The following is a 20,804-nucleotide window of genomic DNA, read 5'->3' on the forward strand; positions in this document are numbered from 1 at the left end:
GCCTGGACCCGGCCGTCGGTTCGGGCAGGCGGCTCAGGGCCCGACGGCGGTACTCGGCCCGACCGCCGCCGTCACCGCCCCGAGCACCACCACGGCCGCCACGAGCGCGTCCGCCCTGCTGAACGGCTCCTGCAGCCGCGCCGTGCGGGCGGGTGCCCCGATACCCCGCACGTCCAGCGCGTCGGCGATCCGGTTGCCGCGCCGGATGCCGCCGACCAGCAACCCCATCGCCGCACGGGCGTACCCGCAGACCCCGAGCCGGGGTGCGCCGCGGCGGTCCAGCGGAGCCCGGCTGCGTCCGGCCGCGAGCAGCAGCTGCCACCGCTGCGGCATGTCGGCGAGCATCCGGTGCGCCGTCAGCACCGCGAACCCGCCCCGCGGCCGCAACGGCAGGTGCTGCATCGCGGCCACCACCAGCCGGGTCGGGTCGGTGCGGCGCCCCACCACCACCGCCGGGACCGCTACCACCAGCACGCGCAGCGCCAGCGCGAGACCAACCCGGACCCCGACGTCGGTGACGTCCAACGGTCCCAGCTCCGCGAGCACCGCACCGGATCGGCTCACCGCGTTCGTCATCAGCACCCCCAGCGCGAACGGCACGAACACCAGGTGCGTCCGCGCCAGCTCGGCCACGCCGACGCGCAGCCCGCACGCCAGCACCACCACCAACCAGCCGTGCAGACCGACCAGAGCGACGCCGTCGAGCACGAACGAGACCGCCGCACCCAGGACGAGCAGCAGCCCGAGTGGCGTCAACGGGTTCAACCGGCTCACGCCGCGGCCCCTCGGAGCCGGGCACGCGCCGCTGCCGGCAGCGGCAGCCCGGCAAGCACGAGGAGCTCACCGGCGAGCACCTCGGCCGTGGCGCCGCCACCGAGCAGGCGGCCGTCGCGGACTACGTAGACCCTGTCGGCGACCTCGAGCACGAAGCGCAGGTCGTGGCTGGTCAGCAGCACCCCGCGACCGGCGTCGGCCACGGCGCGCAGCGCCCGCACGGTCCACCGCACGCCGGCACGGTCCAGCGAGTGCGTGGGCTCGTCCGCGAGCACCACGGCACGCTCCCCCTGCAGCACGGTCGCCAGCGACAGCCGCCGCTGCTCGCCGCCGGAGAGCCGGTGCACCGACGCCTCCGGATCCAGCCCCAGCGCCGCCACCGTGGCCTCGACCACCTCGGCACCGGCGCCGTCGAACGCCACCTCGGCGGCGACCGTCGCCGCGAGGAACTGCTGCTCGGCGTCACCGAGCACCAGCGCCGGGCGGCCACCCGCGCGGTCGATGCTGCCCGCGAGCGCGCGCAGCTCACCCGCCAGCGTGTGCAGCAGCGTCGACTTCCCGGACCCGTTCGACCCGACCACCGCCACCACCTCCCCCGCACGCACGCTCACCTCCACGTCCGTGAGCACCGCGCTCTCGCGGCCGACGGCCAGACCCGTCGTCGCGAGGAGGCTCGCCCCGGGCGAGACCCGCCCGGGCGAGCCCGACGGCGGGAGTGGCGCTGCGCCGTCGAGCTCGGGACCCGGGAGGGTCGCCTCGAGCGACCAGGGCAGGTGGCAGCCCGCGCGCGCGAGCGCGGGCCCGACCTGGGACCAGACCCGGGTGGCGGGGCCGTCGGCGATCACGCGGCCGCCCTCGAGCGCGACGACCCGGCGCGGAAGCTCACCCGCGTCGGCCCACTCGTCGAGGCGGTGCTCGACCAGCATCACGGCAGGACTCTGCAGCGCGCTCACCACCGCCTGCACGCCGCGCAGCGCGCCGGGGTCGAGGAGCGCTGTCGGCTCGTCGAGCAGCAGCAGGGCGGGTCGCGGTGCGAGCGCGGCGGCGAGCCCGGCGCGTTGCGCCTGCCCGGCCGAGAGCGTGCCGCTGTCCCGGTCCCGCCACTCCCAGGCGTCCACGGCTCTCAGCGCCGCCGCCACGGCCGCCTCGATGCGCGGCACCGGCCAGGCGCGGTTCTCGCACCCGAATGCCACGTCGTCGAGCACGACCGGCAGGCACACCCCGGCGGCCGGGTCCTGCGGCAGCCACCCGACATCGAGCGGAGGATGGTCGAGCTCCGGGTCGCGACCGATGACCTCCTGCCCTGCCACCACCACGGACCCGGTCACGGTCCCGCCGGGCGCGGGGTCCAGGCCCGCGACCACTCGCAGCAACGTGGACTTCCCCGAGCCGGAGGGGCCGACCAGGAGCACCTGCTCCCCGGGGTCGACGTCGAGGTCGACCCCGGCGAGCAGCGTGCGACCCTGCGCGGTGCGGACCGTGAGGTCACGGATGCGCAGAGCGCTCATCTCAGGTCCTCGCGGGCGCGGGCTCGCGCGCGATCGCGAACGACTCGAGCACGCCGGTGCGGCGCAGCGCGGACACGAGCACGCGCGCGAGCAGGCCTCCCAGCAGCACGCCGGAGGCGATCTGCAGACCGAGCCGCAGCGCGAGCAGGTCGGAACCGAACCAGCCCGCCCGTGCGGCCGAGAACCCGAACACGAGCAGGGCGCCCAGCGCTCCGGAGACCGCATAGATCCCCCAGCCGAAGCGCCGGTACCGGGTGAGCGCGAACGGCAGCTCGCTCCCCACACCCTGCAGCAGCGCGGCGATCAGCAGCATCGGACCCACCGGTGAGCCGAGGAACACGACCTCGACGATGCTGGCCATGACCTCGGCCACCACGCCCGAGCCCGGTCGGCGCGTGATCGCCACCGCGACCGGCGCCACCAGCAGCCAGCCGCCGAGCAGCACGTGCTGGGTCAGGTCGCCGAACGGACCCGCGAGGACCGACAACGCGGTCCAGGCCTGCACGAGCGCCCAGTACAGGAACCCGAACGTCACACCGAGCACGACCGTCAGCATCACGTCGCGGGTCTTCCACCGCGCCCTCATCGCAGGTCCTGGGACGCTACCGGGCTGTTGGCGACGATCGTGGCGTGCGTGACGACGTGCTGGGTCGCCTGCGCCGCGGCGAGCCAGGTGTCGAGCATCGTCACGAGGACGTCGGCCAGGTCGCCCTGCAGGGTCGTGGCGAAGTGCTCCGAGCGCAGGTAGGTGCCCGCCTGCTTGGCCCGCTCGATCGCCGCCCACACCGGGGCGAGATGATCGCCCGGGCGAGCTCCGCCGTCGGGGTCGAACAAGGGGTAGAGCGACCACTGCGCCTGAACCGGCACGCCGGCGGGCGCCAGGTGCGGCGTGGGCGCCTGCGGCGGACCGACGACGCCGCACACCTCGCCGGGGCAGCCCCGCGAGATCATCACGGTCGCCACCACGTGGTGCCCGTGCGCGGACGCGGCGCCGATGAGGTCGCGCAGGTACTCGGCGATCCGGTGCTCGGGACCGCGGACGAAGGTCGACACCTTGTCGGTGTCGACCTCGAGATCGTGGGTCTCGACGGCGGAGATCGCCTGGGTGATGACGCGGACGTAGTCGTCGGCCATCACCGACAGGGTCACGCGTGCGCCGACCCCGAGAGCCGCAGCGGCGGCGATCGGGTCGGTCGGGTCGATCGGGTCGATCGGGGCGGTGGCGGTGCTGGTCATCGTGGCCTCACTCTCGTGCGGTCACGGGACGCGAGGTCGTCCGATGACGCCCTGCGTGAGCCTCCCTGCGCCGGCATGATCCGGATCAGGTTCGACGGTCGAAGGTTGGGAACCTTCCTCTCAGCCCGGCCGCTACCGGACTCCCGTGGTGAGGACCACGCTAGTCAGCGCTGCACGGCTTGACCACCGGTGTCCGAGGGATGGGCCGCTCCGCGGAGCCGGCACGGAACGGCTCGACCTGGCCCGTTCGCGGCGGAACGGCGCGGCTGAGCCGCGATGTCGGTGACGCGTGACAGTCTCGTGGACATGGAACTCCTGCCCCTGCTGCTCTGCGTCCTCGGGCTGCTCGCCGGCGCCGTGATCGGTTGGTTCGTGGGCCGCCGCACCGCCGGCGGCGGTGATCTCGAGGCGGTCCGTCACGCCGCCGAGCAGCGGCTCGCCGATGCTCACGCCACCGCCCAGCACCGGCTGGCCGATGTGCAGGCGAGCGCGGACCAGCGGGTCGCCGACAAGGATGCCGCGTGGCAGCAGCGGCTCGCCGACCTCGAGCGCGGTGCGGCGGAGCGGCTCGCGGAGGCGGAGCGGGTCGCGACCGAGCGGGTGGCGGAGGTCGAGCAGCGGGCTGCCGAGCAGCTGCGCGGCGAGCGCGAGTCGGCACAGCTGCGGCTCGCCGAGCTGAAGGCGGACCAGCAACGTCTGAAGGACGAGTTCACGGCGCTGTCCGCGCAGGCGCTCGCCGCCAACAACGAGGCGTTCCTGCGGCAGGCCGAGCAGCGGCTGAAGCGGGCCGAAGAGGTCAGCCAGGCCGAGCTCGCCAAGCGCGAGCAGGCGGTGCGCTCGCTCGTGGAGCCGCTCGCCAAGACCCTCGGCGACGTCCGCAGCCAGATGAGCGCTGCCGAGCAGGCGCGGGCCGAGGCGCACGGTGCGCTGGCCGAGCAGGTCCGCGCGATGCAGACGTCCTCGGACCAGCTGCGCACCGAGACCTCGCAGCTGGTCACCGCGCTGCGTGCCCCGCAGGTCCGGGGTCGATGGGGCGAGCTGCAGCTGCGGCGGGTCGTCGAGGCGTCAGGGATGCTCGCCCACGTCGACTTCACCGAGCAGCAGACCGTGCAGACCGATGACGGCGTGCTGCGTCCGGACCTCGTGGTGCACCTGCCGGGCGACAAGAACGTCATCGTCGACTCGAAGGTGGCGTTCAGCGGCTACCTCGAGGCGATGGAGGCCACCGACGAGGCCGTGCGCAACAAGCGCCTGCTCGCGCACGCCCGCCACGTCCGCGACCACATCGACTCCCTCGGCACCAAGGCGTACTGGGACGCGCTCAGCTCCACACCCGAGTTCGTGGTGATGTTCATCCCCGCCGAGACCTTCCTCAACGCCGCGCTCGAGCAGGACCCGACCCTGTGGGAGCGGGCCTTCGAGAAGAACGTCGTGATGGCCACACCGGCCACGCTGGTCGCGCTGCTGCGCACCGTGGGCTACACCTGGCGCCAGGAGAAGCTCGCCAGCGAGGCGCAGCAGGTCTTCGAGGTCGGCAAGGAGCTGCACAAGCGCCTCGGCACCGTGGGCAAGCACCTGACCGAGCTCAGCCGCAAGCTCAACGGCACCGTCGAGCAGTTCAACAAGCTCAACAAGTCGCTCGACGCCACCCTCATCACGCAGGTGCGGCGCTTCAGCGAGCTGCAGGGCCTCGAACCCGCGATGCAGACCCCGCCGCCGCTCGAGCTGCTCGCTGTCCCCGCCGCCAAGCCCGACCTGTACGCCGAGGACGAGCCGCCCGCCCGCCCCGCGCTCACCGCAGCCCCTCACGACGCTGACGCGGCCGATGCCGAGCGCCGCGCGGTGCTCGGCCCCGAGGAGGACGACGAGGTCCTCGCCCTCCTCCAGCTCAGCGACCTCGACCGCACCGACACCGACCGGCGCCGCAAGCGGGCGTAGGCCTGGGTCTGGGCCGCCCGCAGGACCGGGCAGAAGTCGCCACCCATCAGGGTCGATGGCACAAAACAACCGGTTGCAAGGCTGACCAGCGACGAATTCTGCCCACCGTGGCGCCGGTTCGGCTGTCCACAGGTGCGCCCTGATGCACCGCTGTCCACAGCACCCCGCCATCGGCTGAGCGGACGCCGCTCTCGTGGCGGCATCGTCGGCGGATGTCGATCGCAATCCCGCACCTCGTCCGGATGGGCGAGAACCAGATGAGCACCAGCGCGGTGTCGCGCCACGCGGCTGCAGGGCGCCTGGTCCAGTTCCTCCCGGGGACCTACCTCCGACGCGACGTCGTCAGCGACCCGCACTGGCGAGCCACCGCCGTCGCGGCCTGGCGGCCGGACGCCGTCATCGTGGGAGCGGCTGCCGCTGCCGCGACGTTCTGGCCGGAGATCGACGTCGGCGAGCTGGAGGTGGCCTGCCGGGCGACGGTTCACCGTGAGGGTCTGCGCTTCCTGCGGCGCGACATCCCGCCCGAGCTCGTCACGGTCTCCGGCGGTCTCCGGCTTACCCACCCGGCCCTCACGGCACTCGACCTGACGCCGGTGCACGGCGGCGATGCCATCGACCGCGTGCTGCGCTCTCGCCAAGCCAGGATCGAGGACCTGCGCGGCGCGCTCGCCGCGACCACCCGCCGACGTGGCAACCCCGAGCGGCGGCGACTGCTGCTGGAGTCACGGGCCGAGCCGTGGTCGGCGGCCGAACGGCTGGCGCATCGGATGTTGCATGCAGCAGGGATCACCGGCTGGCGCGCCAACGTGCCGATCTCGCTCGAGGGGCACCGCTACTTCCTGGACGTCGCCTTCACCGACCGGAAGCTCGCGGTCGAGATCGACGGCCGTGAGGTCCACAGCCTTCCGGACGTCTTCGAGTCGGACCGGATACGTCACAACGCCCTGGAGCTGGCGGACTGGATGGTTCTCCATGTCACCTACCGCATGCTCGTCGAGAACCCCGAGTACGTGCTGACGACCATCCGGAGGGCCATCACCCTGCGCGACCGCGCGCGCGGGAAGAACTCGTCGCGCATCGGCCGACATGGCTCATGACAACCGGTTGCCGCCACGAAGAGCGACCGATTCTGCCCACTACCGGGGCTGACACGGTTCGCGACGCGGTCGTGCAGGCATCCGACCACGGCGTGGGGCGGAGGCGCGCGGACCCGGGGCGCGGACGCGGGGGCGCGGCGTGGTCGCGACCTGCGGGAAGAACTCGTCGCGCATCGGCCGAAACGGCTCATGACAACCGGTTGCCGCCACCAAGAGCGACGAATTCTGCCCGCTACGGACCGCCTCCCGGCGCAGCCTCCCCGGCAGCCCGGCGGCGCCCCCGGCACCGGGCGTGAGAGCGGCCGGGTCCCTGCCCGGACCCGGCCGCTGCCAACCCCATTCTGCCTAGAGCGCCGAGAGGTCGCTCCGTTCGGTCACGCTGAGAGCGTTGACGATCGGGTACTCGTAGCTGCGGCGGTTGAGGAACTCCACCTCCAGGTCCCCGCCGTCGTGCTCGACCACGAGGACGTACCGGTCGGCATACAGCCCGCCCACGTCCTCCGCCACGTCGAGCGCCACGAGCTGGTACTCGCCGTCGACGAGCACGTCGAAGAGCCGTTCACGCTCGCCGTAGAGCTCGTCGAACTCCGCGAAACCGAGGGTGATCTCGTAGGTGCCGGCGGGGGCGTCGTCGAACACGTAGGAGAAGCTCCCTGTGCGACGCGATTGGTACAGGGCGTCCTCGGACGTCCCTCCGATCGCGTCAGTCGTCGTCTCGACCTCCGAACGCTGACCGACCCAGCCCCATGCGTTGCCCGCGAGCGCCTGGTCCGCGGACCAGGTGAGCTCGTCGGCATCGGTGTGCTCGGCCCCGCCGGCGTTGACGGCGACCTGGTAGGCCGAGACCACGAGGGTCACGGGCACCGTGATCGTCGGGACGCGGCCCGCGGTCGTCTGCACCTGGATGTTCGCCCCGTACACGCCGGGCTCGAGGCCGGAGGTGTCGACGGCGACCTCGAGGGTCGCGGACTCGCCCGGGGGCACCGTGCCCTCGGCCGGGTCGACCGTCAGCCACGGGACGTCCGAGACCGACGGGTCGCCGACGTCGATGAGGTAGACGCCGCCCGTCAGCTGGTCGGTCGCCCACAGCGCGCCGCTCGCATCCATCTCCAGCCCCGCACCCGGGTACTCACCGGTGTTCGGGAACCCGACCGTGGAGAGGGTCGAGCAGTCCTCCGGAGAGATCTGGTAGATCGCCGTGGACGCGACGCTCGGCACGAACCAGATCGTGTCCGACGTCGGGTTGTAGGCGATTCCGGCGATGCCGGGCTCGTCGGGCTCGCAGGAGGAGAGCGTCTCCCCCGGGTTGCCGTGCGAGAAGCCCGCCACCGTGTAGATGACGCCCTCGTTCCAGCCGCCGATGTAGAAGACGTCGTCGCCGGCGTCGTACGCCACGCCCCGCTGCGAGACGGCGCTCCACGGCGAACCGGTCAGCCGCCCCGTCTCCTCGCCCGTGGCCGGGTCGAAGCAGACGATCGCGTTGTCGCCACCGACGTTGACCTGGCAGAGGTCACCGGTGCTGGTGTTCTGCGTCAGGTCGCCGGGCCAGCTGCCGCCCCAGCTCGCGGGGTAGGACGCCTGCTCGGTCCCGTCCGTCGAGAACTGGTGGTTGGTCAGCGCCTCCGCGTCGGAGATCCACACGTCACCGGTGTACCCGACACCCCACGCGACACCGCCCAGACCCGGGTCCCACTCGGCGAGCACGTCGCCGGGTGCGTCGGGGGTGATGGTCCGGGTCCGCAGCGCGTCCTCCTGGTCCGCGGTGTACAGCCCGGCCGCCGTGGTGGCCTCGGTGTCGGCCGCTGCCGCCGCTTCGGCGACCTCGGTGACGGCGGTCTGCGCCTCGTCGAGCGTCGTGGCGCCCTCGGTCGGGACCATCGTCGTGGACTGGGCGCCCATCGACAGCGCCGGAGCCTTCCCCTCGGTCTGGACGTTCCGCGGCAGCTCGCCGATGGAGTAGACCAGCGGGGACGAGCCCGAGTTCGTGACCGTGAGGTCCGCCGTCCGGCTCTCGCCCTCGGTGAGGACCCAGGAGTACGACGACGGAGCGACCTCGGCGATGCCCGTCTCGAGCTCCGGGGAGAACGTGTTGCGTTCGCCGTCGACCTCGATGATCACGTCCGTGGAGCGGGCCTCGTACCCCGGTGCCGAGATCTCGACCGTGTACGAGCCGAAGAACAGCAGCGCCTCGTACGCGCCCGCCTCGTCGGTGGTCACGACGACCGGGTCACCGCCGTCGGCCGGCGTGGCCGTCACGGTGGCACCCGCGACCGCGAGCCCGTCGTTGGCGTCCGTCACCACACCCTGCACGTAGCCGTGCGGCGGCAGCGCGTAGGTGATGGACAGCCCGGTGGAGATCGACTCGGAGTCGAAGGAGTACTGGTGGGCGACCGTGCCGTCGGCGTTCTCGATGCCGATGGTGGCTGACGCGCCCGCCGCCCGCGGGTCGTCCGCGGGGGTCAGGTCGCCGTACCCGAAGATCACGCGACCGTCCTCGACCAACGTGGCCGAGAAGCTCAGCCGCTGCGTGGCCGCGGCACCGTACGGCTTGACGTTGCGGTACTCGACCACGAACGCGGCATCACCCTCGACCTCGGTCGACGCGGTGAGGACACTCGCCTCGGCGTCCAGCTGGAGGTCGTCCCAGAACGGGTACACCGCCGCGTTCGGGGCTCCCGCCGCCGGGAGCGCCACGTTGCTGAACGCGGTGACCGGGGCCAGGAAGTTCAGGTGCCCGTTGCTCGACACGTGGACCTGCTCGTAGCTCTCCCCGTACAGGCTGAACGCGAACGGCAGGTCGATCGTCGCGGTCGACTCGTCGCCCGTGAGGTCGACGACGTCCGCGCCCTGCCGGTAGTCGGCCGCACCCACGGTGCAGTAGTAGCCGAACGCGTCGGTCACCGCCTCGAGCGTGACGTCGAGCGTCACGTTCCCGTCGACGGTGAGCTCGTGGGTGGCCGGCGCCGCACAGGCGCCCGCCGTGACCGAGAGCGTGTACGTGCCGGTGGGGACCTCGGCGAACGCGTACGTGCCGTCCGCCCCTGTCGTCACCGGCTCGATCGGGGCGTCGAGACTGACGCTCGCGCCCTCGACCGGTTCCCCGGTCCCGGCGTCGGTCACCGTGCCGGACACCGCGAAGGCGGCGGCCGCCACGAGGCTGAGCGGGACCGTGGTGGTCTCACCCGCGACCACGGCCACCTCGCTGGAACCCGGCTCGAAACCGAACGCCGAGGCGGTCACGGTGTAGTCACCGGCCACGACCCCGAGGGAGAACGCGCCCTCGTCGCTGGTGGTCACGGTGCGCTCGGTCGGTCCCTCGACCTGCACCGAGGCGCCGGCGAGCGCGGCTCCGGTCTCGTCGGTCACGGTGCCCGCCAGGGTGCCCGCGTCACCGATCGGCGCGGCCAGCAGCAGCGCCAGGGCGTCGAGCCTGCCCTCGCCCCACACGTTGTTGTCCGTCTCCGTGCCGCCGCAGGAGGTGTCGTCCACGTCGAGCGCGGTCTCGTCGAGCAGCGCCTGGGTGCCGGCGATGTCACCGACGAGCGAGGGCGCGGCGCTCCACAGCAGCGCGATGGCTCCCGCGAGGTGCGGCGCGGCCATCGAGGTGCCGGACATCGAGCCGTAGGTGCCGTCCGCGAACGCCGAGCGGATGCTCACACCCGGTGCGGCGATGTTCGGCTTGACCGTGCCGTCCTGACCCGGACCGCGCGCCGAGAACGAGGCGATCGCCCCGTTGGAGTCGAACGCACCCACCGAGTAGGTGATCGTCCGGCTGCCCGGTGAGCCGCTGGTCTCGCACGAAGGTCCGCTGTTGCCGTTGGACCAGGTGCCGAAGACGCCGGCCGCCTCCCAGGCAGCGATGACGTCCTCCATGAACGGGTCGTTCGTGGGGATCGTCGAGCCCCACGAGTTGTTGACGACGTGCGGCCGCATGCTCGGGTCGGGGTTGCCGCCCTCGGAGTCCGTCGGTGCGACGATCCACTCGCCCGAGGCGATCAGGTCGGCGTCGGCACACGTGGAGCAGCCGTTGGCGGCGATCCACTCGGCGCCGGGTGCGACACCGATCTGGTTGTCGCCACCGTCACCGCCGGCGATCGTGCCCATCGTGTGCGAGCCGTGGTCGTCGGTGTCGCAGGGCACGTCACCGCAGGCGCCCGCCACGTCGAACCAGTTGTAGTCGTTGGTGAAGGTGCCGTCCCCGTTGTAGCCCCGGTAGTGCTCCATCAGCGCCGGGTGGTCGCCGTCGACCCCCGAGTCGATGTTCGCCACCACGATGCCCTCACCCGTGACGCCGAGCTGGCTCCACACGTCGTCGGCGTTGATGGCCTGCACGCCCCACTCGACCGCGTCGAGGCCCTGCGTGCCGGCGACCTCCTCGACCGGGACCTCGCCGGGATACGTCGTCGTCTCCCGGATCTCGAGAACCTCGGCGCTGGTGGCCAGGGACTGGGCCAGCTCGAGCGTGCCGTCCTGCACGAGGATCGCGTTGGTGATCCAGCGCGGGGTGAAGCTCGCCCCGGCGGCCTCCAACGCCGCGATCGTGTCCGCCTGCGCGGCTGCCGCCGTCGAGGTCAGCGCCTCGTGCACAGCGACGCCGCGCTCGTCCCAGTCGGGGATGGCCGCGGCGCTGGTCAGGTCCGCCCGATCGGCGAACCTCACCCAGAAGTCGGCGCTGTCCTCCTCGGACAAGGTCGCCATGGCTTCGTCGGTGAACTTCTCGTCCGCCGTGGCGGGGACCACGGGGCCGGGATCCGCGAACGCTGGGACTGCACCCACGACCAAGGTCGCGAGCATCCCGGCGGTCGCGCATCCCGCAACGGCCAGACGTCTGGCTGAGCGTGTGCGCACAGTGCCTCCTGTCGATGGGTCCGGCCGGTCGCCGGGCACCAGTCCGCGCCCCAGGTGAGGGACACGCCCCACGCTGTCGCTCCGCGCCACCCACCAGCAAGGACGGTTCCCGGCCAGGTCGCGATCGGTTGGCGGTCGGTTCAGGGTCGGTTCAGGGGCAGGTCAAGGTCGGGTCAGCGACCGTGCGGGTGCGGCTCAGGGCCACCCCAGGGTGCGTCCAGGGACATCGGTGGTGCCGGGGTCCTTGACGGGGTGGCAGGGAGCAGAAAGGATCGACCGCATGACTCCCCGGGGGGGTGGAGGTCTGAATGTCCATCGATGTTGCGGAAACCGAGCAGGGCTACGTGCTCTGCGTCGGGCTCTCGCTCGAGGCCTGCGGTGAGGTCGCTCGTCTGGTCAAGGACCAGGCGGTCGTCGTCGCCGCAGCCGATACCGACGGGGCGCGAGCGCTGCTCGCCTCCGACCGGCCGCGCCACGGCGCGCCCGAACCGCGGGGCGAGGTGGCGCGTCCGCCGACGCTCACCCTGATCCAGCGGGGTCCGTTGCGGGTCGACCTCGCGGTGCGGGAGGTGTCGATCGCCGGTCGGCTGCTGCACCTGTCGCAGCGTGAGTTCGACCTGCTGGCCGCGCTCGCCTCGGAGATCGAGCGTGTCTGGTCGTTCGCCGAGCTGACCAGCCGCGTCTGGAACACGGGGTACCTCGGCGCCCCTGATGTCGTCACCTCGGCCGTCAAACGGCTGCGCAAGCGGCTGGAGCCCGGCACCGGGCTCGAGATCGCCTCGGTGCGAGGGATCGGCTACCGACTGATGGTGCCTGCCTGAGCTGGCCACGCTCCGCCGTCGGGTTGGAGGGCCCGACGGCGGAGAGTCGCCTTGGCGATCCCGCTCGCCTCAGACCGGGCGGAGGTCGAGCTGCCGGGGGCGCTTGGTCGACTGACCCGCCGCCTTGAGGTCGGCGCGGAGCTCGCGCGGGAGCGAGAACATCAGGTCCTCGGTCGCGGTGCGGATCTCTTCGACGTCGCCGAAGCCCCACTCGTCCAGCTGGGTGATGACGTCGCGCACGAGGATCTCGGGCACCGATGCGCCGGACGTCAGACCCACCGTGGTCGCGCCGTCGAACCATGCCGGGTCCAGCTCGCCGGCGTGGTCGACCCGGTAGGAGGCGCGGGCGCCGGACTCGAGGGCGACCTCGACGAGACGCACCGAGTTCGAGGAGTTCGCCGAGCCGACGACGATGACCACATCGGCCTGCGGCGCGATCTTCTTGACGGCGACCTGCCGGTTCTGGGTGGCGTAGCAGATGTCGTCGCTGGGCGGGTCGGCGAGCTGGGGGAACTTCTCGCGCAGCCGGCGCACGGTCTCCATGGTCTCGTCGACCGAGAGCGTGGTCTGCGAGAGCCAGATGACCTTGTCGGGGTCGCGGACCTCGATCTGGTCGACGGCGTCGGGGCCGTCGACGAGCGTGATGTGCTCCGGCGCCTCGCCGGCGGTGCCCTCGACCTCCTCGTGACCCTCGTGACCGATCAGCAGGATGTCGAAGTCCTCGGCCGCGAACCGGACGGCTTCCTTGTGCACCTTGGTCACGAGCGGGCAGGTCGCGTCGATCGTGTCGAGGTTGCGGGCGGCCGCCTGGGCGTGGACGGCGGGCGAGACGCCGTGCGCCGAGAAGATCACGCGGGCACCCTCGGGCACCTCGTCGGTCTCCTGCACGAAGATCGCACCGCGCTCGGTCAGCGACTCGACGACGTACTTGTTGTGGACGATCTCCTTGCGCACGTAGACCGGCGCACCGTAGTGCTCCAAGGCCTTCTCGACCGCCTCGACGGCTCGGTCCACGCCGGCGCAGTATCCCCGGGGGGCGGCCAGCAGGATCCTCTTGGCCCCGGTCGTCGTCGTGTCAGTCACACCGATGATTCTCCCATGCCGCGCCGCACGAGGGCCTGTGCGCTCCCTCACCCACACCGGACCTCCACGTCCACCCGGGGCGCCGGCACCCGGGCACCTCCGGCGATGGCTGTCGGTGTCGGTGCGATGAGGCACGCTAAGGGGGTGACCGAGCAGCCGAACGCCGAGCGGCCCGCTGCGAGCGCTGGGCCCGGTGCGGCCCGCGCGCCGCTGCCGAGCAAGGCGATGGAGACCACGGCGGAGAACCCGTGGCCCGTGCGGGTGCTCTCGAGCAAGATCGTCGACTACATCGCGCGGATGCCGAGCGTGTGGGTCGAGGGGCAGATCGTCAGCCTCAACGCCCACAACTCGAGCAACACGGCATGGGTGACGCTGCGCGACACCGATGTCGACATGTCGATGACCGTGACGATGCCCAAGCGGATGCTGGCCGGGATCCCGCAGGTCGGCGAGGGCTCGCACGTGGTCGTGCAGGGCAAGCCCGAGTACTGGGTCAAGCGCGGCACCCTGCAGCTCTCGGGCCGCAGCATCCGCGCGATCGGCGTGGGTGACCTGCTCGCGCGGGTCGAGCAGCTCAAGCGACTCCTCGCGGCCGAGGGGCTCTTCGACCGTGAGCGCAAGCGGCCGCTGCCGTTCCTGCCCACCCGCGTCGGGCTGATCTGCGCGCCCGCCGCGAAGGCCCGCGACGACGTGCTCGCCAACGCCCGCGACCGCTGGCCGCAGGTGAGGTTCGAGATCCGCGAGGTCGCGGTGCAGGGGCCGAGCTGTGTCGGCCAGGTCGTGCGCGCCATCGCGGACCTGGATGCCCACCCCGATGTCGACGTCATCGTGATCACCCGCGGCGGTGGCGCTGTCGAGGACCTGCTCCCGTTCTCGAACGAGGCGATGATCCGGGCGGCGGCTGCGGCACGGACCCCGATCGTCTCCGCGATCGGGCACGAGACCGACGCCCCGTTGCTCGACCTCGTGGCGGACTACCGCGCGTCGACCCCGACCGACGCCGCCAAGCGCGTCGTGCCGGACATCCAGCGGGAGCGCGCCGGTCTCGATCTCGCCCGGCAGCGGCTGCGGGCCGTCGTGCGGCACCGGATCGACGCCGAGCAGCACCGCATCGACGCGCTCCGTTCCCGCCCCGTGCTCGTGGACCCCACGAGCATCCTCGAGGTGCACACGAGGTCGCTGTCCTCGGCGCGCGAGCGCAGCCGCCGGGCCCTGACCGAACGCGTACGGGTCGCACGGGGTGAGGTCGACACCCTCCGGACAGCGTTGCGCACGCTCTCGCCGCAGGCCACCCTCGACCGGGGTTATGCGGTGCTGCGCAGCGCGGCCGGCGAGGTCGTGCGCTCGGCGGACCAGGTCGCCGTCGGGGAGGATCTGACAGGCCTGCTCGCGCGGGGCCGCGTCCATGTGACGGTCTCGAAGACCGTCGAGGCTGACGAAGGAGCCGAGGCAGTGGTTGGATTCACGTCGTGACCGCAGCAACCGACCCCGCCACGCTGACCTACGAGCAGGCTCGTGACGAGCTCGTGGAGGTCGTCGCACGCCTGGAGTCCGGCGCCGCCAGTCTCGAGGACTCGCTCGCGCTCTGGGAGCGCGGGGAGGCGCTTGCCGACCGGTGCCAGCACGTCATCGACGACGCCCGTGAGCGGCTCGCCACCGCACGCGACGCGACCGTCACCGTCGAGGGCGCCGACAGCGAGGAGGACTCCGAGTGAGCCACGCCCTCGTCATCGGTGAGGCGCTCGTCGACATCGTCCACGACGCCTCCGGGACCACGGCCGAGCACCCCGGTGGCTCCCCCGCGAACGTCGCGCTCGGGCTCGCGCGCCTGGGGCGCGACACCCAGCTCGCCACCTGGCTGGGGCGCGACCCGCGCGGGCACACGGTCCTCGACCACCTGCGGGCCTCGAAGGTCCACGTGGTCCCGGGGTCCGACGGCGCCGCACGCACCTCCACGGCGGCGGCCACCCTCGATGCCGAGGGAGCGGCCACCTACACCTTCGACCTGCTGTGGAACGTGCCCGAGGTCCACCTCGACACCGGTCTCACGGTGCTGCACGTCGGCTCGATCGGCGCCACCTTGCGCCCCGGTGCCGACGCGGTGTCCGAGATCGCGCTCGCCGCACGCGAGTACGCCACCATCTCCTACGACGTCAACGCACGGCCCTCGATCATGGGCGAGCCGGCCGAGGCCGAGGCGCTGATCGAACGGGTCGCCGCCCGCTCCGACGTCATCAAGGTCTCCGACGAGGACTTCCGCTGGCTGTACTCCCACCTCGACCCGTTCGACGCCGCACGGGAGTGGGCGCAGCAGGGCCCGGCCATCGTGGTGGTCACGGGAGGATCGGCGGGGTCGACCGCGTTCACCAGCAGCGGCCTCGAGGTGACGGTGGCCGCACCGTCGGTCACGGTCGTCGACACCGTGGGAGCGGGCGACTCCTACATGAGCGGCCTGATCGACGCCCTGTGGACCGCCGACCTGCTCGGCGCGGCCCGGCGCGAGAAGCTGCACTCGATCTCCGAGCAGGAGCTGCGCACGGCGATGGCCTGGGCGGGGCGCGTGGCAGCGATCACGGTCGCCCGGCCGGGTGCCGACCCACCGACCAGGCGCGAGCTGGAGCCGAGGTCATGACCCAGCAGCCACCGCTGACCCCCGCCGAGGCGTGGGCGGAGCTGGAGGCCGGCAACGCACGGTTCGTCGCCGGCGAGGTCGAGCACCCCCGCCAGGGCATCGACCGCCGCGCCGAGCTGAGCGGCGAGCAGCACCCGTTCGCCGTGCTCTTCGGTTGCTCCGACTCGCGGGTGGCGGCCGAGATCATCTTCGACCGCGGTCTCGGCGACATGTTCGTGGTCCGCACCGCGGGGCACGTGGTCGACACCACGGTGATCGGCTCGATCGAGTACGGCATCGAGGTGCTGCACGCGCCGCTGGTGGTCGTGCTCGGGCACGACAGCTGCGGTGCCGTCGCCGCGGCGCGGCACGCGCTGGTCACCGGCGAGATGCCCTCCGGCATGATCCGCGCGGTCGTCGACCGGGTGATCCCCAGCATCGTCACCCGTGTCCCCACCGGGGCCGGCGGTGACGGCTCGGCGTTCGACCTCGAGGTCCCGGGGCCGGCCGAGCTCGGTCGGCAGCACCTGCGCGGCACGGTGCGGATGCTGGCCAACTACTCCCACGCGCTGGCCGACGCCGTCGCGGAGGGCCGGTGCGCCGTCGTCGGTGCCGAGTACAAGCTCGCCGAGGGCCGGATCGAGGTCGTCGAGATCGCCGGTTCCATCGACTGAGGCTCACACCTGCCCGAGCAGCCGGCACGCGCCGACGAACGCCCCGAACCCGGCCACCGCGGCGGTGACGGCCAGCGCCGCCGGTGCGCCGCCGTCGCCCAGCAGCAGGGCCATGAGCACGGCGACGGCCGCGCCCACCAGCACCAGGGCGGCCCGGCTGGGGTCGATCGAGCGGTGAGGGGTCGAGCTCGGGTGCGCCATGGTTGACCTCCTGGTCGGCTGGGGTGCTGCGTCCAGCCTCGCCGAGCACACCCGGCCGCGGCATCGCCCCCACGGCGGGACCCGGCCTCCCACCACGGGCTGAGCGAGGCTGCGACGTCATCCCTGCGGTGGATCGTCGACCAGTCCGCTGTCCAGCATGCAAGATGGGGACATGCGACGCCCTCTCCCCACCCCCACCTCCGCCGTGGTCGTGGGAGCGGGCATCGTCGGGCTCTCGACCGCGTGGCACCTGCGCCGCGCCGGGCTCGACGTCACGGTGGTCGAGACCGACAGGGTCGCGGCGGGGTCGTCCTGGGGGAACGCGGGCTGGCTGACGCCGCCGATCACCACGCCGTTGCCCGAGCCCGCGATCCTGCGCACCGGGCTCCGGGCGATGTTCTCCGTCACCTCACCGCTCTACGTGCCGCTGCGGCCGGACCTGGACCTGGTCCGGTTCATGCTGGGGTTCCTGCGGCACTCGACGGCGGCGGCCTGGCACCGCGCGATGCAGGCCTACATCCCGCTCAACCAGCAGGCGCTGGCGGCCTTCGACGAGCTCGCCGAGGGTGGCGTGACCGAACCCACGCACGTCGCCGAGCCGTTCCTCGCCTGTTTCGCCGGCGCCGACGAGCACCGACTGCTGATGGAGGAGTTCGACCAGATCCGCTCCGCGGGACAACCGGTCACCGCCGACCTGATCAGCGGTGACGAGGTCCGGGCCATCGCGCCCGCGGTCTCGGAGCAGGTCGTCAACGCGATCAGGCTCGACGGCACCCGGTTCCTGCACCCGCCGCACTACCTGGAGTCGCTGGCCGCCGCGGTGCGCGGCCTCGGTGTGCGGATCCACGAACGCACGGTCGCGACCGAGATCTCGGGCGGGACGCCGTCGAGCCCCGGCGCGGTACGGATCCAGACCGACTCCGGTGAGGACCGCCTGTCCGCCGACGTCGTGGTGATCGCGACCGGCGCCTGGTTGGGCAGGCTGGCGCGGCCGTTCGGGGTCCGCATGGTCGTCCAGGCCGGGCGCGGCTACTCCTTCACGGTCCCGGTCGAGCCGATGCCCCGGGTGCCGCTGTACTTCCCGATCCAGCGGGTGGCGTGCACACCGCTCGGTGACCGCTACCGGGTCGCCGGGATGATGGAGTTCCGCCGACCGGGCGAGCCGCTCGACCCGCGCCGGATCGACGCGATCGTGCGCGCGGCCCGGCCGCTGCTGGCCGGTGCCGACTTCGACGACCGGCAGGACGAGTGGGTCGGCTCCCGCCCCTGCACGCCCGACGGGCTCCCGCTGATCGGCCCGACCCGCTCCCCACGCGTGATCGCGGCGGGTGGCCACGGCATGTGGGGCGTCACGCTCGGGCCTCTGACCGGCCGACTGGTCGCCGAGCTCGTCACGACCGGGCGGACCCCGGACGTGCTGCGCCCGCTCGACCCCCTCCGCTGACCGCTTTCAACACGATTCCGTACACCCACCGGTTTCAACACGATTCCGGACAGCCACGCGAACGTCCAGAATCGTGTTGAAACCTGGGTCCGTACGGAATCGTGTTGAAACCTGGCTAGGCGGTGAAGGTGTGGGTGCCGCCGGTGACCTCGTGAGTGGTGCCGTCGGGAAGGACGACGTCGGCGGGCACACCCTCCGGAGTCGTGATCTCGAGCGTGAAGGCATCGCCGTCGGTGCGCCAGGAGGTCTCGATGCGGCCCACGCGCGAGTCGTACCCGGCGCGGACCCAGTCGATCCCCTCCCCCGGGACCGGCTGGATCCGGATCCGTCGGTAGCCCGGCTCGGCCGGCCGGATGCCCGCCACGACCTGGTAGATCCAGTCCGCGACGGCGCCCAGGGCGTAGTGGTTGAACGAGGTCATCTCACCGGGGTTGATGCTGCCGTCGGGCAGCATCGAGTCCCACCGCTCCCAGATCGTGGTCGCGCCCATGGTGATCGGGTACAGCCACGAGGGGCAGCCGCGCTCCAGCAGCAGCTTGTACGCCACGTCCGCGTGCCCGTGCTCCGACAGCGCCCACGTGACGAACGGGGTGCCGGCGAACCCGGTGGTGACGCGGTAGTCCCGCTCGGCGACGAGCTCGGCGAGCCGGTCCGCCGCCCACGCGTTCTCCTCCTCCTCCAGCAGCCCGAAGCAGATGGCGAGCGCGTACACCGTGGCGCAGTCCGAGGTGACGCGCTGATCGGCGACGTAGTGCTCGCGGAACGCCGCGCGCAGCCGCTGCGCCAGCGCCTCCCACCGGGCGGCGTCCTCGTCGAGGCCCAGCTCGCGCGCCGTCCGGGCCGTGAACATGACGCTGCGGTAGAACGACGCGGTCGCCACCACCCCGGTGTCGGCCTTGGCGGCCGCCGGGTCGTCCGGCGGCGCGTCCGGGTCGAGCCAGTCCGCGAGCTGGAAGCCCTGGTCCCAGAGCCCGGTCTCCGACAGCAGCGGGATCACCGACTCGACGTGCCCGACCATGCCGGGGTAGTGCGCGGCGAGCCGCTCCCGGTCGCCGTAGGCGTTCCACAGCGCCTCGGGGACCCAGGCGGCGGCGTCAGCCCAGACGGCCTGCGAGGCCATGTCGAGGAACGGCAGCGGCTTCTGGATGAGGTTCGGCTTGAGGTTGTTCGGCACGATGACGGGAATGTAGCCGTGCTCGTCGTGCTTGCCCTCCTCGGCGAGGTCGAGCAGCCAGTTGTGCAGGAAGTCGGCCACGTCGAACTGGAACGCCGAGGTCGCGGCGTAGGCGGCGATGTCACCGGTCCAGCCGAGCCGCTCGTCGCGCTGCGGGCAGTCGGTGGGCACCGCGAGGAAGTTGCCCTTCTGCCCCCAGACCGAGTTGTGCACCAGCTGGTTCACCATCGGCTCGGAGCACTCGAAGTCGAACGTCGGCCGGATCGCCGAGTGGACGACGACGGCCTCGAGGTCCTCCGCGCTCAGCTCACCCGGCCAGCCGCTCACCTCGGCGTAGCGGAAGCCGTGGAACGTGAAGGTCGGCTCGAAGGTGTCGACGCCCGTGCCCGACAGCACGAACGTGTCGGTGGCACGCGCCGCCCGCAGCGGCCGCACGCCGAGCTCGTCGTTCTCGAGCACCTCGGCGTGGCGGAGCACGATCTCGGTCCCCGCAGGTCCGCCGGCGCGCACCCGGATCCAACCCACGAGGTTCTGGCCGAAGTCGATCAGCGTCTTGCCGGAGGGCGAGGTCCAGATCTTCTGCGGGGCGATCACCTCGTGGCGGCGCACCCCCTCGGCGACCTGCGGCGTGAGCCTGTCGGTGTCGAGCTCGGAGCCGGCCCGCACCTGCAGCGCGGTGCCGCCCCCGGAGCGCAGCCGGGCGTCGATGCGCTGCCCGTGGTAGATCGAGTGCTCGACGACGTCGCCGGTGCTCGCCTCCCAGTCCGTCGAGGTCGCGATCACCTGCGTGGCGCCATCGGCGTAGGTGATCTGGATGGCTGCGAGCAGCCCGATCTCCTCGCCGTAGTTGGAGTTGGAGTCGCCGAACCCGAAGTCGCCGCGGTACCAGCCGTTGCCCACCAGCGCCGAGACGGCCAGCTCCTCGCCGGCACCGGCGCGGACCTGCTCGGTCACGTCGTAGCGCTGGTACTGCAGCCGCCACTCGTAGGAGGTCCAGCCGGGTGCGAACAGGTCCTCGCTCGCCGGCGCCCCGTCGAGGCTCAGCTCGTAGATGCCCAGTCCCGTCGAGAGCACGACGGCGGAGCTCACCTCGGAGCGAGGCTGGTCCAGCCTCGTCGTGGTCCGCAGGACCAGGGCGGCGCCGCGGTCGGCATCGGCGGTGATGAACGTCGCGTCGCGGAGCAACGCGAGATCGTCGGCGACGGTGGTCGTGCCCAACAGGCTCTCCTTCGAACCAAGCGCAGCAGCGCTATTGAATAGTTTCAACTCCCAGTCTAGGCGGTGGCCGCAGGAGCGCGCGACCGTGTCGTCCGACGGATCGGCCCACCCGCCGCTTGACAGGATGGCCACCTCTCTGGTTCACTAGTCGAGTAATGAACCGAGGAACCGGGGTGA

The 20,804-nt window shown here is 72.3% G+C and carries 16 protein-coding genes and 1 riboswitch; of the genes, 8 read left to right on the forward strand and 8 right to left on the reverse strand.

The features are described from left to right. Positions 1-33: 33 nt before the first annotated feature. The 4 genes from GPA04_RS16775 to GPA04_RS16790 are packed head-to-tail and all read right to left on the reverse strand — an operon-like array spanning position 34 to position 3,518. Entirely contained in the window at positions 34-774 is a 741-nt protein-coding gene (locus GPA04_RS16775) for an energy-coupling factor transporter transmembrane component T family protein (RefSeq protein ID WP_156225359.1), read from the reverse strand. After that, the gene (locus tag GPA04_RS16780) at positions 771-2,282 is read right to left on the reverse strand and encodes an ATP-binding cassette domain-containing protein (protein ID WP_156225360.1); all 1,512 of its coding nucleotides are present in this window, start codon (positions 2,280-2,282) and stop codon (positions 771-773) included. The genes GPA04_RS16775 and GPA04_RS16780 overlap by 4 nt, the downstream gene beginning before the upstream one ends. A gap of 1 nt (position 2,283) precedes the next feature. Then, positions 2,284-2,868 (reverse strand): ECF transporter S component, encoded by a 585-nt coding sequence (locus GPA04_RS16785; protein WP_156225361.1) that lies wholly within the window; start codon positions 2,866-2,868, stop codon positions 2,284-2,286. Beyond that, the gene (locus GPA04_RS16790) at positions 2,865-3,518 is read right to left on the reverse strand and encodes a YkoF family thiamine/hydroxymethylpyrimidine-binding protein (RefSeq protein WP_156225362.1); all 654 of its coding nucleotides are present in this window, start codon (positions 3,516-3,518) and stop codon (positions 2,865-2,867) included. The genes GPA04_RS16785 and GPA04_RS16790 overlap by 4 nt, the downstream gene beginning before the upstream one ends. A 60-nt stretch (positions 3,519-3,578) precedes the next feature. Beyond that, a riboswitch (TPP riboswitch) is annotated at positions 3,579-3,667 on the reverse strand. A 157-nt stretch (positions 3,668-3,824) separates the two neighbouring features. Between GPA04_RS16790 and GPA04_RS16795 the strand changes: the two genes are divergently transcribed. Together GPA04_RS16795 and GPA04_RS16800 are read left to right on the forward strand one after the other, a co-directional pair. Further along, the gene (locus GPA04_RS16795; RefSeq protein ID WP_156225363.1) at positions 3,825-5,456 is read left to right on the forward strand and encodes a DNA recombination protein RmuC; all 1,632 of its coding nucleotides are present in this window, start codon (positions 3,825-3,827) and stop codon (positions 5,454-5,456) included. A gap of 212 nt (positions 5,457-5,668) precedes the next feature. Beyond that, on the forward strand, positions 5,669-6,553 hold the full coding sequence (locus GPA04_RS16800; protein WP_156225364.1) for an endonuclease domain-containing protein: 885 nt from the start codon (positions 5,669-5,671) through the stop codon (positions 6,551-6,553). Positions 6,554-6,898: 345 nt separating this feature from the next. Here GPA04_RS16800 and GPA04_RS16805 read toward each other — a convergent pair whose 3' ends face one another. After that, entirely contained in the window at positions 6,899-11,329 is a 4,431-nt protein-coding gene (locus GPA04_RS16805) for a carboxypeptidase regulatory-like domain-containing protein (protein ID WP_162458650.1), read from the reverse strand. Between the two features lie 380 nt (positions 11,330-11,709). Between GPA04_RS16805 and GPA04_RS16810 the strand changes: the two genes are divergently transcribed. After that, complete coding sequence (locus GPA04_RS16810) at positions 11,710-12,222, forward strand: winged helix-turn-helix domain-containing protein (RefSeq protein ID WP_156225366.1); 513 nt, start codon at positions 11,710-11,712, stop codon at positions 12,220-12,222. A 69-nt stretch (positions 12,223-12,291) separates the two neighbouring features. Here GPA04_RS16810 and GPA04_RS16815 read toward each other — a convergent pair whose 3' ends face one another. Beyond that, complete coding sequence (locus GPA04_RS16815) at positions 12,292-13,305, reverse strand: 4-hydroxy-3-methylbut-2-enyl diphosphate reductase (protein WP_156225367.1); 1,014 nt, start codon at positions 13,303-13,305, stop codon at positions 12,292-12,294. Between the two features lie 144 nt (positions 13,306-13,449). Here GPA04_RS16815 and xseA point away from each other — a divergent pair, with 144 nt between their 5' ends. Genes xseA through GPA04_RS16835 form a run of 4 tightly spaced genes read left to right on the forward strand, consistent with a single transcriptional unit; the run spans position 13,450 to position 16,590 of the window. After that, complete coding sequence (xseA, locus tag GPA04_RS16820; RefSeq protein WP_241680869.1) at positions 13,450-14,778, forward strand: exodeoxyribonuclease VII large subunit; 1,329 nt, start codon at positions 13,450-13,452, stop codon at positions 14,776-14,778. Then, positions 14,775-15,020, forward strand: a complete 246-nt coding sequence (locus GPA04_RS16825) for an exodeoxyribonuclease VII small subunit (RefSeq protein ID WP_241680870.1) — start codon at positions 14,775-14,777, stop codon at positions 15,018-15,020. Before xseA ends, GPA04_RS16825 begins: the two co-directional genes overlap by 4 nt. Beyond that, on the forward strand, positions 15,017-15,937 hold the full coding sequence (locus tag GPA04_RS16830) for a carbohydrate kinase family protein (protein WP_156225370.1): 921 nt from the start codon (positions 15,017-15,019) through the stop codon (positions 15,935-15,937). The genes GPA04_RS16825 and GPA04_RS16830 overlap by 4 nt, the downstream gene beginning before the upstream one ends. Then, entirely contained in the window at positions 15,934-16,590 is a 657-nt protein-coding gene (locus GPA04_RS16835; RefSeq protein ID WP_156225371.1) for a carbonic anhydrase, read from the forward strand. The genes GPA04_RS16830 and GPA04_RS16835 overlap by 4 nt, the downstream gene beginning before the upstream one ends. Positions 16,591-16,593: 3 nt before the next feature. Here the strand turns inward: GPA04_RS16835 and GPA04_RS16840 are convergent, their stop codons facing one another. Further along, positions 16,594-16,791: a hypothetical protein gene (locus tag GPA04_RS16840; RefSeq protein WP_156225372.1), complete on the reverse strand. Its 198-nt coding sequence runs from the start codon at positions 16,789-16,791 to the stop codon at positions 16,594-16,596. Positions 16,792-16,963: 172 nt separating this feature from the next. Between GPA04_RS16840 and GPA04_RS16845 the strand changes: the two genes are divergently transcribed. Next, positions 16,964-18,235: an NAD(P)/FAD-dependent oxidoreductase gene (locus GPA04_RS16845; RefSeq protein ID WP_156225373.1), complete on the forward strand. Its 1,272-nt coding sequence runs from the start codon at positions 16,964-16,966 to the stop codon at positions 18,233-18,235. Positions 18,236-18,350: 115 nt separating this feature from the next. Here GPA04_RS16845 and GPA04_RS16850 read toward each other — a convergent pair whose 3' ends face one another. Beyond that, entirely contained in the window at positions 18,351-20,627 is a 2,277-nt protein-coding gene (locus tag GPA04_RS16850; RefSeq protein ID WP_156225374.1) for a family 78 glycoside hydrolase catalytic domain, read from the reverse strand. Positions 20,628-20,804: the final 177 nt, after the last annotated feature.

The sequence above is a fragment of the Pseudactinotalea suaedae genome (assembly GCF_009733815.1).
In the GTDB taxonomy this organism is placed as follows: Bacteria; Actinomycetota; Actinomycetes; order Actinomycetales; family Beutenbergiaceae; genus Pseudactinotalea; species Pseudactinotalea suaedae.